Origin of the sequence: Limnohabitans sp., assembly GCF_046052765.1 — a bacterium.
In the GTDB taxonomy this organism is placed as follows: Bacteria; Pseudomonadota; Gammaproteobacteria; order Burkholderiales; family Burkholderiaceae_C; genus Limnohabitans.
This window is the reverse complement of the sequence record NZ_JAVLFQ010000066.1, coordinates 61,399-78,234: the sequence shown is the minus strand read 5'-3', so window position 1 is coordinate 78,234 and position 16,836 is coordinate 61,399. Positions and strand designations below refer to the sequence as shown.

Genomic DNA, 16,836 nt, shown 5'->3' with positions numbered 1-16,836 from the left:
AAAAAAAGAGCGGGGTAACCCGCTCTTTTTGTCGTATCAAAAAACCCCTCTTGAATAAGAAGGGGATTTGATTAGGCTTGCTGAATCGCTTTGCCAGTGATTGGCAATGTACGCACACGCTTGCCGGTCAACTTGGCAACTGCGTTAGCCAAAGCTGGCACGATAGCCGCTGTGACTGGTTCGCCGATACCGCCAGGCTTTTCGCTGCTCTTGACCAACACAATATCCACCAAAGGCGATTCGTTGGTACGAACCATAGGGTAGGTATTGAAGTTGGTTTGCTGAACGCGACCATTTTGCAATGTGATCGAGTGCTTCAGAGTTGTTCCCATGCCCATGATGATGCTGGACTGGATCTGCTGCTCAACGATTTCAGGGTTGACAATCATGCCCATGTCAGCAGCCACTGTGGCTTTGACCACTTTGACTTCGCCATCAGCACCCATGGACACTTCAGTAACCACTGCTACATAAGTGTCGTAGCCTTCCATGATGGACACGCCCATGGCATTGCCTTTGGCAGCGCCTTTTTTGTAACCGGCTTTTTCTGTCGCCAGTTTCAAAACGTTTTGGAAGCGAGGCTTACCATCAAGCATGGCCATACGGTATTCCACAGGATCCTTACCAGCTGCCAGAGCCATTTCATCCATAAAGCTTTCGTTGGCGAAAACGTTCATGTTGTGGCTCACACCGCGCCAGTAACCTACACGCAAACCAGCATCATGGATGACCAGATCGTGTTGTGTGTTGGCAATGTTGTAAGGAGCAACAGCGGCTTCAACCATGAACGGATCCATGGTGTCTTTTGGCAAACCAAAAGCGCGTTGTGTGATGGACTGTGAAGTCAGCTTGAAGTGCAAACCAACTGGCTTGCCGCTAGCGTCCAAGCCGGCGTGGATCTGGTTGTAACCGATAGGACGATAGAAGTCATGCGTCATGTCATCTTCGCGTGACCACACCAATTTCACAGGCAGTTTGACTGCTTTTGAAATTTGAGCGGCTTGAACCACGAAGTCAAGTTCGATACGACGACCAAAACCACCACCTAAGTAGGTTGTTCTGACATCCACATCTTCAGGCTTGATACCTAAGGCTGCAGCAGTGGCGCCTTGAGCACCTTGTTGGAACTGGGTAGGTCCAATCAACAATGCTTTACCGCCAGTGACGTGCGCAGTGAAGTTCATTGGCTCAAGCGGAGAGTGTGATTGCAAAGGCGTGATGTAGGTGGCAGACAATTTTTTGGCTGCACCGCTAATTGCACCGCTTGCATCGCCTTTGGCAGGCTGAATAGGCAGAACTTTGCCAGACGAAGAAGCCTGCTTGTGGCCGTCGATCATGGCGTCAGAAGACAAGGTTGCGCCTTCGCCCAGGTCCCACTCGATTTTGAGAGCGCGACGGGCTTTTACAGCACCCCAATAAGTGTTGGCAACCACTGCCACACCATCAGGAATTTGAACCACATCAACCACGCCAGGCATGGCCTTGGCTGCATCGCTGTTGACACTGGCTACTTTGCCGCCAATAACGGGAGACTGTTCCAAGCTGGCGTAAACCATGCCTGGGAGGCGAACGTCGATACCGAATTCAGCAGTGCCGTTGACTTTGGCAGGCACGTCTGTACGAGGGATACGCTTGCCGACAACGCGGAAGTCTTTGGCTGCCTTGATAGAGGGCTTCTCAGGCACTGGCTGCTTAGATGCAGCTTCAGCCATTTGGCCGTAAGTGGCTTTTTTGCCGCCAGGACCGGTCAACATGCCGTTGGCTGCTTTGACAGCGCTGGCAGGAACTCCCCACTCAGCAGCAGCGCCGGCGACCAGCATCTCACGTACTTGAGCACCAGCGATACGCAATTTTTCCCAGCCTTCACGAACGGAGGTAGATCCGCCTGTGATCATGGCGCCGAGGAAAGCGTTGGCGTAAACCGCTCCGGGAGGAGCAGCGGCAACAGTGACTTTGGTCACGTCAACATTCAGCTCTTCTGCAATCAACATGGGCATAGAGGTGTAAACACCTTGGCCCATTTCTGAACGAGCAGAAATCAGGGTGATGCTGTTGTCGTCTGCAATGTGAACCCATGCGTTGGGTGTGTGCAAAGTGCCAGCAGCCATGGTTTCAGCCACGGTACCAGGCAGAACAACACCCATCATCAGACCGCTGGTAGCGATACTGGTGGTTTTGATAAAGTCGCGGCGATTTGTTTCTGTGCTTATCATGATGTATTTCCTTTGAAATTAAGCAGCACGCAACTGAGCAGCAGCGTCTTTGACGGCTGCACGGATACGAGTGTAAGTACCGCAACGGCAAACGTTGCCAGCCATGGCTGCGTCGATGTCTGCATCGGAAGGGTTCTTGTTTTTGCTGAGCAATGCTGCTGCGCTCATCAACTGGCCAGATTGGCAATAGCCGCACTGTGGCACTTGGTGCTTGACCCAAGCTTTTTGCAGAGCGTGTGAACCGCCCAGGCCTTCAACGGTGCTGACGCTAGAGCCAGCCACGTTACCAACCTGAGTTTGGCAAGAGCGAACGGCTTCGCCATTGACGTGAACTGTGCAAGCACCGCACAAGGCAGCGCCACAACCGAATTTGGTGCCGGTCATGCCAAGTTCATCACGGATAACCCAAAGCAAAGGCGTGTCAGCCTCGGAGTTGGACGAAACGGATTTACCGTTAACTTTGAATTGAAGACTCATAGAAACTTCCTTGATTGATGGGATACGGAACCCAGTCATATTAATGATTTCCAACCTAACGACACCCTAGGGAAACCCCTTGTATGGGTAATTTAATTCTCGATTTGAAACACAGGTGACAAGGTTATTTTCAATTCTTACTGGCAGTTGACCAGATATTCATAAAGTTTTCATGATTCATCAGGCAAAAAAAGGATTTTTTCCCTATTCAAAGCTAAATCCCTCGGCATTATTGAAGGTTTTTCAACGTCATTCTCAACGTCATGTCTAAAAGCTACAAGTCCACACACATCATATCTATCGTTTTGCTCCATTTTTCAGCCATCAGTTTGACTTGGGCGCAAACGGCTTCCAATGAAGCGGCTGTGCTCAAAGAGGTGCAGGTAATCAATACATCACCTTTGCCTGGCATTGGCATTGAAAAGAACAAGCTTCCCTACGAAGTGCAATCGGTAGACAGTCAGACCATTCGCAAATCTGGCGCTATCAATATGTCTGAGTTCATGAATGAAAATTTGACGGGCGTGAACGTCAACGACATTCAAGGCAGTCCTTATCAGGCAGACGTGACCTACCGTGGCATGCGTGCATCCGCCACACTGGGAGCTTCACAAGGTTTATCCATTTACATGGACGGTGTACGCTTGAACCAACCGTTTGGTGATGTGGTGAATTGGGACATGTTTCCAGAAGCGGCGATTGACACCGTCACACTGGTACCGGGCTCTAACCCGATGTACGGACTCAACACCCTTGGTGGTGCATTGGCGTTCACGACCAAATCCGGATTAACTACGCAGGGCAATGAAGTGGTGTCCACCCTCGGTAGTTTTGGACGCATCAAACTTGACACAACGCACGGCAGCAAGTCTGCTGACGGCTGGCATAGATTCATTGCTTTGACCGCCTTCGATGAAAAAGGGTGGCGGGACCACTCAGATGGCAGTCTTCAAAACGTGTTTGTCAAAGTGGGTAAAACCCAAGAAGACACCAACTGGGATGTGTCTTACATGTTCGGTAACAGCAAACTCGTGGGCAATGGTTTGACGCCAAGTACCAACTACGGCAGCTTGACAAGCCCTTCCTTCACATCCACATCCAAGGGCTACTACGACACCAACAGAGCATCGGTATACACATGGCCAGACCAAACCGTTAACAAAGCGCATATATTGAGCTTCAATCTGCAACATGTGTTGGACGCAAATACAGAGTTGGCGACCACCGCTTATGTGAGATACGGCACACAAGGCCGCAAAGGCGGTGATGTTGAATGGGACACTAGCGCTGAATATGTCATCAACAATTCCAGCACCACTGAAAAAACCATTGGTTTGGCGACGAACCTCACAAAAATATTAGACGCGCATCAACTCACCAGCGGTGCCACCATCGAGCGAAACACCATGAGTTACGGCGCAACACAATCCCAAAATTGCAGTTTGTCTTCTAGCAGGGAAGTATCGGGCTGCGACAGCACCATTGACACAGCTGGTGTGAAGGGAACCACAACGGCCTTCGGTACTTACCTGGCAGACACCTACAAATTAAGCGACAAATCCTATGTGACGGTGGCTGGTCGGTTTAACCAAACCACGGTTAAAAATACGCTATTGACTTATAACGCTGAAGACCTTACAGGAACGGGTGACGGAGTACTTGATTCCACTGCAAGCGAGTCTTACACCTACCGAAAATTCAATCCCTCATTGGGAATGACGCATCAACTTGGTTCAAATTTGTCGGTCTTTGGTAACTGGGCGCAAAGTAACCGCGCACCCACCATACTTGAGTTGGGTTGTGCTGACAGTGCCAAACCCTGCTCGCTACCCACAGGACTTCAGTCTGATCCCTACTTAAAACAAGTGGTGTCTCAAACCATAGAGGCTGGAATGCGCTGGAAAAACGACTATGACTACAACCTCAGTGTGTCAGCATACCGAACGATCAACAGAGACGATATTATTTTTACCGCCATCTCAACCACTCAAGGATATTTTCAAAATTTTGGGAAAACCCAGTACATGGGCCTGGATATCCATGCCAACAAAACGTGGGGAACTTGGAGCCTAAACACCACCTACAGTTACTTAAGAGCGACTTACCAATCCACAGCGGAGATACTGGGTGCAGAAAGAGAAATGGACATCACACCTGGCACTCGCATGGCAGGCATGCCTTTAAATAAACTCAAGGTTCACTTAGATTGGACTGCCAATGAGAAATGGAAGTTCGGGACTTCCATGATGGCCAGTTCAAGCACAGTGACACAAGGAAACGAAGATGGCAATATTTACTCTGGTGTCAGTGGCAATGCCAAAGTCAAGGGCTATGCCTTATTCAATTTGAGCACCACGTATACCGTTCAAAAAGGCTTTGAGGTGTTTGGGAAAATAAATAATGCGTTCAACAAACGTTATGAGACCTACGCTATGTTGGCGGCTGACAACCTTTATGACAGCACCAGTCAAACCCTTTCTAAATTTGTTGCTCCAGGCGCTCCTCGTACTTTCATGGCGGGACTGCGTTATAGATTTTGATAGCGCTCAGCAACACACACAACTACTTTCCCTGCCAAGCGATTGGCAGGGATTTTTTTAAAAACCACCGCCGCCAATCACACCATGCCGCTGTGCAAAATGAACCATGGCGGCCAAGGTCTGCATATCTAGTTTTTCTTTCACTTGTGTTTGATGGTTAGAAACTGTTTTCTGACTTAAGTTCATGCGTTTCGCGCATTCGGACACGGTATGTCCTTGTGTCAACATGCGCAATATTTCATACTCTCTGGGTGTCAAACTGGCTAAACGCTGTAATTCCTCTTGCATATTGATGACATGCGCATGTTCAATGGTTGATTCGCTGTTGAAAATACGTCCGGCATACACCTCATGCACACCCAGTAACAGTGTTTCTGGTAAAGCATTTTTTGACACAAAACCTTTGGCACCCGTTTGGAAAACACGCTGAATCAACTGTGGCGAATCATGCATGCTGCAAACCAATAATTTGGCATCTGGCTGACGAAGCAGTATTTTTTGCACCAATCCCAGACCGCCTACGCCTGGCATGGACAAATCAGTCACTGTGACATCTGGTGAATATTCAACAAACGCTTGGTAAGCAGCGTCCGCAGACCCTGCATCAGCAACCACCTGCAACTTTTCATCTTGTGCCAACAATCGAACATAACCAGCCCTGACAACAGGATGGTCATCTACCAAAAGAATCTTTATCATGAGACTACCAAAGGTAATGCAATGCGGATATTGACACCTAGACCGGTTTGACCTTCGATTTGAAATATTCCCTTCAAACTGGCCACCCGCTCTTGCATGCCTAGCAATCCAAAGCCACGCCGTTCAGAATAATTGTCAATTAAACCTTGGCCATTGTCCGACACCGACAACACCAGTAAATCATCGTTAGACAGTCGAATAGAAATTTTGACCATGGTGGCACGCGAATGGCGCGCAACATTGGTCAAAGCCTCCTGAACCAATCGGTAAACAGTCACACTGAGATAGTCTGATAGGTTGTCAGGCAGTGCTGTGACCTCACACACGCAGGCAATTCCACTGCTATTTTCCCATTGGCTGCACAAGGCCATGACTGCTTCAGCTGTACCCATGCTATCGAGCACCATGGGTCTCAGTTGTTGCAGCATTTGACGGGTGATCGCTGACAGTTGTTCGGCCGATTGAGAAATGCGAAACGCACTTTTCTTCACTTCCTCAATATTCAAACTAGACAAAGACAGTACAGTAGCCTCGGTTCGAATCGCTGTACAAGTCTGCCCCATTTCATCATGCAGTTCGCGCGCCAACAAGCGCCTTTCATCCTCTTGTGCAGTAAACAAGCGCTGCGCTAAGTCACTGTTATGCTGAAGTAATTCTTGAACTCTGTCTTGCGAACGAATTCGCATTTGTATCTCTTTGATCGCATCCTTATTGCGTCGCCAAGAATACCAAGCCAAGCCCATCGACAATACAAGCAAGGACAAAGGTAATTCGTCTAACTGTATTCCCTCATAAATCGTACTAAAAGCAAAAATCTGCTCAGACAATTCCCAATGCGTTGCAAGCAGCCAAAAAAATACAAAGCTCAAAATAACAACTGCCAAATCTTTGTCTGATTGATTGAGTTTCATACCGATAGAAATTTTTAAAATCGCATTGATTTTTTTATTGCCCATAAACTTGAATGTCTTTTCACCAATGATTTCTTAATTCTCGTAATTTTGAAAATACAATTTCCTCTTCCATATTCAGGGGTAAATCCGAAAATGAAGTCCTTAATCTTGACTGAATGCTAACGCTGTCGAGTCGGAAAAAAGTATTTACCTGACGCTCAATTTGCATTGAACTTGTATAGGCCGTATGGACATCCTGACCTGTGACTTGTTGCAATAACTCAGCTGCATATGTATTTTCAGGTTCTCTATCCAAGGTAAAACGAAGATTATTTTCAATATAGTCATGTCCAGGATAAATCCATGTGTTGTCAGGCAATGCGTTCAACTGGCGACTGAATGTTTGATACAGCAACTTTAGATTGCCACCGTTATGACAGTTACCCGCCCCCGCGTTAAATAAAGTATCTCCTGAAAACAGCGCGGGTTCATCGGTATGAGAGAGTAAGCAAATATGGCACATGGTGTGACCTGGTGTGTCCAAGGCTTCAAGCTCTACTGTTTTGCCCACCTTGATGACATCGCCAGCGATCAATCCACGAAACATGCCTTTGATTGATCGTCCTGCATTGGCATGCGCTAGCACTTTTGCACCCGTGGCTTTTACAACCGCTTCATTACCGCCAATATGGTCATGGTGTTCGTGTGTATTGAGTATTTGTGTGATCTGCCAACCCTGATTTTTAGCCTCCTCTATACATTTCACACTGTCTAAAGGATCGATGGCCAGCGCTTCACCAGTCTCGCTGCAGGCGATCAAATAGTTGAAATTCCGGTAAGAATTGGCTGTCCAAATTTGTTTGACAATCATGCTCATAGCTTCAATACCATCCTGTATGTTTTCATATTGCAACAAACTCATATTGTTTCATCAATTAGTCACATAGCCAATTTAAGCTAAATACATACCAGCGCATAAGTCATGCGTTGCCTCACACATTCTTATAAATTGGGGAATGCATGCATTACAGAGCCGTATTTATCTCTGACTTGCACCTGGGTACACCAGGTTGTCAGGCTGAAGCTTTATTGGATTTTTTGAAATCACATACCAGCGACACCCTTTACTTGGTTGGAGATATTGTTGACGGTTGGCAACTTAGACGCAAATGGTATTGGCCGCAAGCACATAACGATGTTGTACAGAAATTACTTCGGCGCGTACGCAAAGGCAGTCGCGTTGTTTATATTCCAGGCAATCATGACGAGTTCGCTCGTGATTTTGTCGAGCACCATTTTGGCGGGATCGAAGTTTTAGAAGAGACCACGCATACCCTGCTAGACGGAAGAAAACTTTGGCTGATACATGGCGACTATTTTGATGCGGTGGTTCAATATGCCAAATGGTTGGCTTATGTAGGCGACAGCTTGTATGAATTGACTTTGCGATTAAACAGACATTTCAATCGACTCAGAGCCAAGCTTGGAATGCGTTACTGGTCATTGTCTGCATACCTCAAAGGCAAAGTGAAAAAAGCATTGAACTTTGTCACTGATTTTGAGAATGCAGTTGCCAGCGAAGCAGCTAAACGCGGCTACCAAGGCGTAGTTTGCGGTCATATCCATCGTGCCGAAATTCGTATGATCAATGGGATTCTTTATTGCAATGATGGAGATTGGGTAGAGAGCAGGTCCGCATTGGTAGAGCATGTGGACGGACACCTTGAGTTGATATTTTGGGATCAAGAATTAGACTTCACCCCTGCCAAAGTGCTCATTAACGACTCCATCAAATTACCCGAGCCTGCCAGTTTGGTCTCCTAAAAGGATTTATATTTTGCAGCGTGGTTTTTATACCTTGATTGCTGCACAGTTTCTTTCAGCGCTGGCTGATAATGCGCTGTTGCTTTTGGTCATATCTTTATTACAAATGCAACAACAAGCTGCATTCTGGATTCCTTTGATCAAGGTAATGTTCACTTTGTCTTATGTCATTTCTGGTCCTTGGGTGGGTGCTTGGTCAGACAATCAGCCCAAACATAAAGTAATGATGCAAGCAAACGGTATCAAAATCGTCGCTTGCATGGCTTTGCTTACTGGCTTAGACCCTATCATTTCATTTGCAATCACTGGTCTTGGCGCAGCCATTTATGCACCTGCCAAATATGGTCTGGTGACAGAATTGGTTTCTTCAGATCAGTTAGTGCATGCCAATGCTTGGATTGAAGTCAGTGCAGTTTGTGCAGCCTTAATTGGCTTTATGCTAGGTGGTTCACTGGTAGCCGATTTATGGCTTCATTCTGATGCTTATCAATATCTAGATAAATTACTTCCATTTAATCAATTATTGTCCTTATCGATATTCATCGTCCTCATTCTCTACAGTATTTCTGCGCTCATCAACCTACTGATACCAGACAGCGGAAAACGTTATGAGCCGTCTAATTGGAACTTAAAAAATGTTTGGCAAAGTTTTAGGGAAGACCAGCGAAAGCTGTGGTCCGACCCGCTTGGCAGTATCAGTTTGACTGTGACGTGTTTGTTTTGGGGTGTTGGTGCAATCATGCAATTACTGGTTTTGGTATGGGCGCAATCTATGCTCGATTTGAACTTGACACAATCAGCCTACCTACAAGCATGCAGCGCTATCGGAGTGGTAATCGGTGCCACCTTGGCTGCACGTTATGTTGCTATAAATCATGCCCCAAATGTTTTGATTGCTGGCATTGGTTTAGGTGTGTTGCTTCCTTTGATGACCATAGTTTCTGATTGGTACTTGGCCGTATTACTGACCATTGGACTTGGTGTATTGGGCGGTTTTTTCGTTGTTCCAATGAATGCCTTATTGCAAGCACGCGGAGTGAAACTACTGAGTGCAGGTCGATCAATCTCAGTACAAAATTCATGTGAAAACAGCAGCGTTTTAATCATGCTGTGCGGTTATAGCTTGCTTGTTTTTTTGAATATTCCCGTAGAGGGCTTAATTTGGTCACTTTCAATACTGATCGTGACTGGAATGGGATTGACTACCTGGCGTCATCTTCGAATTTCAAACAGTATTTTCATCAGGCGGTAGGTTTATCAAAGATTCACCCATTTTCAAAATTTTCCCTTCGTGAATATGGGGGGGAATACTGAATGATTCAGGAACAAATAGAAGAATGGTTGAGCCGTGTTGAAACCAGCCTAGTTCCTCACCTTTTTTAAACGCCACATCGCAATCGATAGTATTGTTAACTTCGCATATTTTGCGAATTAACCCATCCAAAGCGTGCAGTCGAATGCTCGCAACCAATACTGCGGCTACCGGTACCAATGCAACCGGATATGCCTTTTCACCAATCTCTAGCTTCAAAAACGCGCGCTCATTTTTACAAAAAAGTTTTTCTACACGCTTTAAAGCAATGGGGTTGACATTCCAAGTATCACCAGAAAAATACTGTACTTGTTTTAATTTTCCATCATAGGGCGCATGGAAACGGTGATACATAGACGAAGTGATGCGAATCGTCATGAACCAGCCGTTCTCCCAGTTTTCCAGACCAGCTTGCTTGCCCAGCAAATCTTCGATGGTGTAAGGGAAACCTTTGGCTTGATATACCTGACCATCATGAACACGACCTATTGCTCCCACTATTCCATCACAAGGACTGGTTAACACATGTGTTGCGCTGTCTATCTGCCTGGCGCCAGGCTTGAGCTCACGGATAAAGCAATCGTGCAAACTGTCAAAGTCTGTTTTCAAAGCGTCAGACAAATCTAAATCTGCCAAACTTCTCCATATGCCTATAGAGGTATTTTTAATAAATGGTTGTCGTATGCGACTGAACCAACCCATGAATCGCGTCAAAGCCAATCTAGGTATACGGTTGGTGAACAAAAAGTTCAAGTCTTCATTGGCACCTATTTTTTGAAATATTTCACGAATAGTCATCATTTTTTAACTCAATCTTCATACAAAGGAGGTTTTGAAAAGGAAATCATTGATGGAGACATTCAATACGTTGACTCTGACCGCCACTGCATTGGCATGTGGACTGTTGCTCAAGAAGTTGCATCAACGTTTGCAACTTTCGATGGCCAAACACCCGTCTCTCGGAGGTCATTTGCGCATGTCTAAGCGTGTAGCGGCATGGATACCTGCCTACAGCTATCAAAAAGATACCTGGTTTGCCGTTGATAACGCCCCTCAACATATTGAACTTCAACGCCAACAAGGCCTGCAAGCCCTTGCACATCGTTTGACGTCGAGCAGTCCTCAGACATTGGCTATGTCGAGCAAAGTCAAGCCCATGATTTCTGATTTGCAACTCATCAGTCAATACCGTGTTCCTTATCAATTTCGGGAAGAACTCAGCAGACATATCAGCTTGGGCAGTTTTTGGCGAGAGAGTACGGGTGAGTATTTGGTCGATATGGATGGCAACAGATTCTTTGATGTCACTGGATCGTATGGCGTTAACGTGTTTGGCTTGGATTTTTACAAGCAATGTATTGCGGAAGGTGCTTTGCGTGCACAACAGCTCGGTCCGGTATTGGGTTCTTATCACCCTAGCGTGCTTGATAACGTGACACGTTTGTGTGAAATCTCTGGCATGCAAGAAGTATCGTTTCACATGTCCGGCACTGAAGCTGTCATGCAAGCTGTACGCCTGGCCAGGTACCACAGCCGTAAAAAGAAAATTGTCAGGTTTACTGGCGCTTACCATGGCTGGTGGGATGACGTTCAGCCTGGCCCTGGCAATCCCATGCCACCTTCTTCTGACACGCTGACGTTGAGTGACATGCATCCCAACACGCTTCGTGTTTTGCGAAATCGAAATGACATTGCCTGTGTGCTGGTTAACCCACTTCAAGCCATGCACCCCAATAAAGCTGCACCCACTGATTCGACAATGGTAGATGGAAGTCGCAGTATTTGCTATGACCGCAAAGCCTATACCGAATGGTTGCAGCAATTGCGCCAAGTTTGCACCGACAAAGGAATTGCGCTCATCATGGATGAAGTTTTTCTGGGTTTTAGGCTCGCACAAGGTGGCGCCCAAGAATACTTCAATATCAAGGCCGACATGGTAACTTACGGTAAAACGCTTGGCGGTGGTTTGCCAGTAGGTGTGATTTGTGGTTTGTCTAAATGGATGAAGCGTTTTGATGAAAACCGTCCTGCTGATCTGTGTTTTGCAAGAGGGACTTTCAATGCGCACCCCTACGTGATGGCCACTATGCAAGTATTTCTGGAAAGATTGAAATCCGATGCAATCCAACAGATATACGCGCAAAGTAGCCAGCGCTGGAGTGAACGTATGCATTTGCTCAATGAAAAATTGAATGCTGCCAGTGTCCCAATTCAAGTCATGGGCATGGAAAGTATTTGGTCGATTGTGTATTCGGTAGCTGGTCGCTACAACTGGATGTTGCAGTTTTATTTGAGAGACCAAGGTATCGCGCTCAGTTGGGTCGGATCAGGCCGCATGATTTTCAATTTAAATATCGATGACAATGAATTTGAGATTTTCATGCAACGTTTTATTCGTGCTGCACAGCAAATGCAAAATGACGGTTGGTTCTGGACTTCATCCGAACAAACCAACCGCCAAATCAAACGAACACTGTTGAAAGAGTTAATCAGAAAAAAATGGATGCACGCTTAATGCACTGAAGTTCTGACATGGTCCATGGGATCAATCCACTCACCGCGCATTAAGTACAAAGGTGATTTGTAGTACATCTTTATGTCGTGCAGTGGATCGGTGATGATTTTCATTGCCCACGCCAAACCTGCAAGCAAGCTTTGCTGGTGCCAGAGTTGAAAAACTCTAAACAACAGGCCTGCTATGCCTAAAAACAACCATAACATGCCAGTGATACGTACGGGGGTATCCTCATAGTTTGCAGGCACCGCCCAAGTTAAATACTCTGGCATCCAATAAGCCAATACTGGAATCATGGCGCAAATTGTCAATAAGACAATTTTTCGTTTCAAGTTGTAGCCAATTTTTATGTCTTCCTTGTGCTCATGGGTTGCCAAATTAACCTCGTCATAACCTTTGGGTTCAAAGAAAAAATGTCCAATTTGGCGGGTGCTCATTGAAAACAACCAAGCGATCAATGCAGACACGACAGGATCGATAAATAAATAAATATATGCAACTAAAAATGATAAGGCGCTGATTAAATGCAGTGTTTGATTCACACGGCTATGGTGATAATAGCGGTGATCATCCCAGCGTTGGATTTCAAGCGTTTTCAATAATTCTTTCATATCTGTTCCTTTAGTGAAAGTGGTCGGGCAGATGTATCAATCTGTCCGTCTTTCAACTGTCACAGTTTCTAATGAAATTTTCATGACATTTTCGAAATTTCTTATTCGTCATTTAATTGACATTATTTATTCACTAATCTGTATTAATTTATTGTCACATTACAGGGTATGAATACACACATTATTGTCGAACGATTCGGCCAAACAAAAAGCCCATTGAATATTTCAGTAGTGACTGAAACATTTCCTCCTGATATCAATGGTGTTGCGCATACCTTGTCGAAAATGGTCAACGGCCTACAGTTGAATGGACACAACATTTGGTTAGTGCGGCCACGAATAGAAAAAAAAGAGCTCGCACAAAATCGCCAAGGTTTTAACGAATTACTTGTGAAGGGAATGCCCATACCCTTTTACAAACAGCTGCGCATGGGCTTGCCCGCTAAAAAAGAATTACACCGTTTATGGTCACACAAACGTCCCGATGTTGTTCACATTGCAACTGAAGGACCACTTGGTTGGTCAGCACTTCAAGTCGCAAAAAAATTGAAAATTCCAATCAGCACCGACTTTCGCACCAACTTTCATGCGTACAGCAGTCACTATGGCATTGGTTGGCTCAGCGGCGCTATATTGTCATACATGAGGAAGTTTCATAACTCTGCAGACGCGACGATGGTACCTACCGAACAACTTGCGCAGACTCTGTCCAGTGCTGGATTTGAAAGACTTCATGTCGTGCCACGTGGAATCGACACTCAACTGTTTTCTCCAAGTAAGCGAGATCCAGCTCTAAGAGCCAGTTGGAAGGCTGATTCAGATACTATCGTGATGCTTTATGTTGGAAGGTTGGCTGTTGAAAAGAATCTCGAACTTGTGTTGCAAACTTATGCAATGGCCAAGCAACAAAGTGTCAAAGCCAAACTCGTATTGGTGGGCGATGGCCCTATGCGTCATGAATTGGAACAATCATTTGCTGATGTGATATTTGCAGGTTTCAGAACCGGAGAAGATTTAGCTGCTCACTATGCAAGCGCTGATATGTTTGTATTTGCCAGTCAAACTGAAACTTTCGGAAACGTCACGCTAGAGGCCATGGCGTCTGGTTTGGCAGTGGTGGCATTCAATCATGCCGCAGCAGGTGAGTTAATACAAAATGGTGTCAATGGTATGTTGGCTGCCCACGCATCTGATATCCATTTTGAAATGGCAGCGCAAACCTTGCTCAACAGACCTGAACTTATGGCTTATGTCAGACAACAAGCTTGTATCAGTGCTCAATCTATGGGTTGGGACACCATTGTCAAGAAGACTGAATCGGTTATTTACGATGTTCTGGATCAACGCGAGTTTTTTTCTGCTGCCCGTACAACAATAGCTAGCCCGTTAAGTCTGGTCTGATCGAGGAATCAAAATGGAAGATAAACAAACCATTGATAAACAACTGTTACAACGAGTTCGTGAGGATCTTCTGGATAACCTTGATGAAGAACTCGAGATGGAGATGGATGAATACCAAGACTATGAGGAAAATTCGACGCTGAAACAACGTCAAGATCGAGTAAGTTACTTTAAAAACTTACTTCGATTACAAGGTGAGCTCGTCAAGTTGCAAGATTGGGTAGTCGCAAATAAACGCCGTGTTGTGATTATTTTTGAAGGTCGCGACGCGGCTGGCAAGGGTGGCGTCATTAAACGCATCACACAAAGACTCAATCCACGTATTTGCAGAGTTGCTGCCTTACCAGCCCCTAACGATCGTGAACGTACACAATGGTATTTCCAACGCTATGTTGCACACTTACCTGCTGCAGGCGAAATTGTCTTGTTCGATCGTAGTTGGTACAACCGAGCAGGTGTTGAACGTGTGATGGGTTTTTGCAGTGACGAAGAATATGAAGAATTCTTTCGCTCAGTTCCTGAATTTGAAAAAATGCTTTCACGAAGTGGTATTCAAGTAGTGAAGTATTGGTTTTCCATCACCGACGATGAACAACATGCACGTTTTTTGGGACGCATTCACGATCCCCTGAAACAATGGAAACTAAGTCCTATGGATTTAGAGAGTCGCAAGCGGTGGGAAGCGTATACACATGCCAAAGAAGCCATGATTGAACGGACACACATTGCAGAAGCTCCTTGGTGGGTAGTACAAGCCGTAGATAAAAAGAAAGCTAGACTCAATTGCATTCACCATCTACTGTCATTGATGCCTTATTCTGAAATTGAGCATCCCATCATAGATTTGCCTGCACGTGTTCGCAATCCAGATTATTTAAGACATCCAGTACCTGCTGAAATGTACGTACCAGACGTCTATTAAGTATCAGCGACCAATACCTTTATAGGTAAACCCTTTCTCTTTCATTCGGGCCGGATCAAATAAATTACGTCCATCAAAGATGACGGGTTGTTTAAGTGTGTTTTTCAGCAACTCAAAATCTGGTGCTTTGAATTGACGCCATTCTGTCATTATGATCAGCGCATCTGCATTATTCAATGCTGCTTCTTTGGTTCCACACAGTTGAAGCAATGGCTGCTGACCATAAATATGTTGAGTTTCTTCCATAGCTGCAGGATCGTAAGCTTGAACTTTTGCACCGGATTGCCATAATGCTTCCATCAATACCCTGCTGGGTGCCTCACGCATATCGTCGGTATTAGGCTTAAAAGATAAACCCCAAAGCGCAAAAGTCCTACCTTTCAAATTATGTTGGAAATGCTCATTTAATTTATCAAAAACCACACGCTTTTGAGCTTTGTTTCGCGCTTCAATCGCATTCAACAGCAAAGGGTCAAAGCCCATTTGTTCAGCTGTTTTGACCAAGGCGCTCACATCTTTGGGAAAACAACTTCCACCATACCCAGCGCCCGCATATATAAAGTGATATCCAATCCGTTGATCACTGCCGATACCCTGCCGCACTGATTCGATATCGGCACCCACAGCCTCAGCTATGTTGGCCATTTCATTCATGAAACTGATTTTTGCAGCCAACATACAGTTGGCTGCGTATTTGGTCATCTCCGAGCTGCGTACTCCCATGACAATGATTTTGTCGTGGTTTCTATTGAACGGCTCATAGAGTTCCCTCAACACCTTTTCCGCTCTGGCACTGCCTGTACCAATCACAATTCTGTCAGGTCGTTGACAATCAGCAACCGCAGCACCTTCCTTCAAAAATTCCGGGTTTGAAACCACATCGAATTCAATCTTGCTGCCTCGATTTACTAATGTTCTGGTGATCGCATCCTTCACTTTGTCTGCGGTTCCTACAGGTACAGTAGATTTATTGACAACGACTGTGTATTCATGCAAGTATTGTCCGATGGTTTCTGCAACTTTTAATACGTGTTTCAGGTCAGCACTGCCGTCTTCATCAGGAGGTGTACCGACTGCAATGAACACCACGTCACTCTGGCTCAGTGCTTGCTCAGCGTCTGAAGTAAACATAAGCCGTTTCTCTGCGTAGTTACTTTTAACTAAAGCCTCTAATCCTGGCTCGAAGATGGGTATCTCACCCTCTTTTAATTTATCTAATTTCGCCAAATCAATGTCAACACAAGTGACGGAATGGCCTGCGTCAGCTAAAACAGCGCCTTGAACTAATCCTACATAGCCTGTTCCAAATACAGTGATTTTCATAAGAGTTGAAACCTTTGTTTTTTTCTATCTTATGAATAATTAATGACATTTATTTTTCTATTTCATGAATATTTGATGAACACGAGTCACCGATTCGTCATTCTGT

14 protein-coding genes are annotated in these 16,836 nt (G+C 45.4%); 6 read left to right on the top strand and 8 right to left on the bottom strand.

Annotated features, from left to right (window positions below):
- Positions 1-71: 71 nt before the first annotated feature.
- The gene (locus AC9UG7_RS10105) at positions 72-2,213 is read right to left on the bottom strand and encodes a xanthine dehydrogenase family protein molybdopterin-binding subunit (protein ID WP_509587251.1); all 2,142 of its coding nucleotides are present in this window, start codon (positions 2,211-2,213) and stop codon (positions 72-74) included.
- Positions 2,214-2,231: 18 nt separating this feature from the next.
- Complete coding sequence (locus tag AC9UG7_RS10100) at positions 2,232-2,690, bottom strand: (2Fe-2S)-binding protein (RefSeq protein WP_509587249.1); 459 nt, start codon at positions 2,688-2,690, stop codon at positions 2,232-2,234.
- A gap of 263 nt (positions 2,691-2,953) precedes the next feature.
- Here AC9UG7_RS10100 and AC9UG7_RS10095 point away from each other — a divergent pair, with 263 nt between their 5' ends.
- On the top strand, positions 2,954-5,230 hold the full coding sequence (locus AC9UG7_RS10095) for a TonB-dependent receptor (protein ID WP_509587246.1): 2,277 nt from the start codon (positions 2,954-2,956) through the stop codon (positions 5,228-5,230).
- Between the two features lie 57 nt (positions 5,231-5,287).
- Here the strand turns inward: AC9UG7_RS10095 and AC9UG7_RS10090 are convergent, their stop codons facing one another.
- The 3 genes from AC9UG7_RS10090 to AC9UG7_RS10080 form a co-directional block, all read right to left on the bottom strand.
- Positions 5,288-5,929: a response regulator gene (locus AC9UG7_RS10090; protein WP_509587244.1), complete on the bottom strand. Its 642-nt coding sequence runs from the start codon at positions 5,927-5,929 to the stop codon at positions 5,288-5,290.
- Positions 5,926-6,840 (bottom strand): histidine kinase, encoded by a 915-nt coding sequence (locus AC9UG7_RS10085; RefSeq protein WP_509587242.1) that lies wholly within the window; start codon positions 6,838-6,840, stop codon positions 5,926-5,928. The genes AC9UG7_RS10090 and AC9UG7_RS10085 overlap by 4 nt, the downstream gene beginning before the upstream one ends.
- Positions 6,841-6,901: 61 nt before the next feature.
- Positions 6,902-7,744, bottom strand: a complete 843-nt coding sequence (locus AC9UG7_RS10080) for a hydroxyacylglutathione hydrolase (protein WP_509587239.1) — start codon at positions 7,742-7,744, stop codon at positions 6,902-6,904.
- A gap of 98 nt (positions 7,745-7,842) precedes the next feature.
- Between AC9UG7_RS10080 and AC9UG7_RS10075 the strand changes: the two genes are divergently transcribed.
- Together AC9UG7_RS10075 and lplT are read left to right on the top strand one after the other, a co-directional pair.
- On the top strand, positions 7,843-8,646 hold the full coding sequence (locus AC9UG7_RS10075) for a UDP-2,3-diacylglucosamine diphosphatase (RefSeq protein ID WP_509587237.1): 804 nt from the start codon (positions 7,843-7,845) through the stop codon (positions 8,644-8,646).
- A gap of 13 nt (positions 8,647-8,659) precedes the next feature.
- Positions 8,660-9,898 (top strand): lysophospholipid transporter LplT, encoded by a 1,239-nt coding sequence (lplT, locus tag AC9UG7_RS10070; protein WP_509587234.1) that lies wholly within the window; start codon positions 8,660-8,662, stop codon positions 9,896-9,898.
- On the opposite strand, the gene asd is transcribed toward lplT, so the two are convergent.
- Positions 9,872-10,756: an archaetidylserine decarboxylase gene (gene asd / locus AC9UG7_RS10065; protein ID WP_509587232.1), complete on the bottom strand. Its 885-nt coding sequence runs from the start codon at positions 10,754-10,756 to the stop codon at positions 9,872-9,874. The genes lplT and asd overlap by 27 nt on opposite strands.
- 52 nt (positions 10,757-10,808) lie before the next feature.
- Between asd and AC9UG7_RS10060 the strand changes: the two genes are divergently transcribed.
- Positions 10,809-12,473: an aminotransferase class III-fold pyridoxal phosphate-dependent enzyme gene (locus tag AC9UG7_RS10060; protein ID WP_509587230.1), complete on the top strand. Its 1,665-nt coding sequence runs from the start codon at positions 10,809-10,811 to the stop codon at positions 12,471-12,473.
- On the opposite strand, the gene AC9UG7_RS10055 is transcribed toward AC9UG7_RS10060, so the two are convergent.
- A complete protein-coding gene (locus AC9UG7_RS10055) occupies positions 12,470-13,084 on the bottom strand; it encodes a hypothetical protein (RefSeq protein WP_509587227.1) in 615 nt (204 codons plus the stop codon). The genes AC9UG7_RS10060 and AC9UG7_RS10055 overlap by 4 nt on opposite strands.
- Positions 13,085-13,252: 168 nt before the next feature.
- On the opposite strand from AC9UG7_RS10055, the gene AC9UG7_RS10050 reads away from it, so the two are divergent.
- Positions 13,253-14,485 (top strand): glycosyltransferase family 4 protein, encoded by a 1,233-nt coding sequence (locus AC9UG7_RS10050; RefSeq protein WP_509587225.1) that lies wholly within the window; start codon positions 13,253-13,255, stop codon positions 14,483-14,485.
- 13 nt (positions 14,486-14,498) lie between these two features.
- Positions 14,499-15,407 (top strand): polyphosphate kinase 2, encoded by a 909-nt coding sequence (gene ppk2, locus AC9UG7_RS10045; RefSeq protein ID WP_509587222.1) that lies wholly within the window; start codon positions 14,499-14,501, stop codon positions 15,405-15,407.
- Positions 15,408-15,410: 3 nt separating this feature from the next.
- On the opposite strand, the gene AC9UG7_RS10040 is transcribed toward ppk2, so the two are convergent.
- Complete coding sequence (locus tag AC9UG7_RS10040; RefSeq protein WP_509587220.1) at positions 15,411-16,730, bottom strand: UDP-glucose dehydrogenase family protein; 1,320 nt, start codon at positions 16,728-16,730, stop codon at positions 15,411-15,413.
- Positions 16,731-16,836: the final 106 nt, after the last annotated feature.

What these genes read in the sequence shown, in the direction of transcription:
- AC9UG7_RS10105 (WP_509587251.1), bottom strand. Translation starts at nt 2,213, where the DNA reads ATGATAAGCACAGAAACAAATCGCCGCGACTTTATCAAAACCACCAGT.
- AC9UG7_RS10100 (WP_509587249.1), bottom strand. Translation starts at nt 2,690, where the DNA reads ATGAGTCTTCAATTCAAAGTTAACGGTAAATCCGTTTCGTCCAACTCC.
- AC9UG7_RS10095 (WP_509587246.1), top strand. Translation starts at nt 2,954, where the DNA reads ATGTCTAAAAGCTACAAGTCCACACACATCATATCTATCGTTTTGCTC.
- AC9UG7_RS10090 (WP_509587244.1), bottom strand. Translation starts at nt 5,929, where the DNA reads ATGATAAAGATTCTTTTGGTAGATGACCATCCTGTTGTCAGGGCTGGT.
- AC9UG7_RS10085 (WP_509587242.1), bottom strand. Translation starts at nt 6,840, where the DNA reads ATGAAACTCAATCAATCAGACAAAGATTTGGCAGTTGTTATTTTGAGC.
- AC9UG7_RS10080 (WP_509587239.1), bottom strand. Translation starts at nt 7,744, where the DNA reads ATGAGTTTGTTGCAATATGAAAACATACAGGATGGTATTGAAGCTATG.
- AC9UG7_RS10075 (WP_509587237.1), top strand. Translation starts at nt 7,843, where the DNA reads ATGCATTACAGAGCCGTATTTATCTCTGACTTGCACCTGGGTACACCA.
- asd (WP_509587232.1), bottom strand. Translation starts at nt 10,756, where the DNA reads ATGACTATTCGTGAAATATTTCAAAAAATAGGTGCCAATGAAGACTTG.
- AC9UG7_RS10060 (WP_509587230.1), top strand. Translation starts at nt 10,809, where the DNA reads ATGGAGACATTCAATACGTTGACTCTGACCGCCACTGCATTGGCATGT.
- AC9UG7_RS10055 (WP_509587227.1), bottom strand. Translation starts at nt 13,084, where the DNA reads ATGAAAGAATTATTGAAAACGCTTGAAATCCAACGCTGGGATGATCAC.
- AC9UG7_RS10050 (WP_509587225.1), top strand. Translation starts at nt 13,253, where the DNA reads ATGAATACACACATTATTGTCGAACGATTCGGCCAAACAAAAAGCCCA.
- ppk2 (WP_509587222.1), top strand. Translation starts at nt 14,499, where the DNA reads ATGGAAGATAAACAAACCATTGATAAACAACTGTTACAACGAGTTCGT.
- AC9UG7_RS10040 (WP_509587220.1), bottom strand. Translation starts at nt 16,730, where the DNA reads ATGAAAATCACTGTATTTGGAACAGGCTATGTAGGATTAGTTCAAGGC.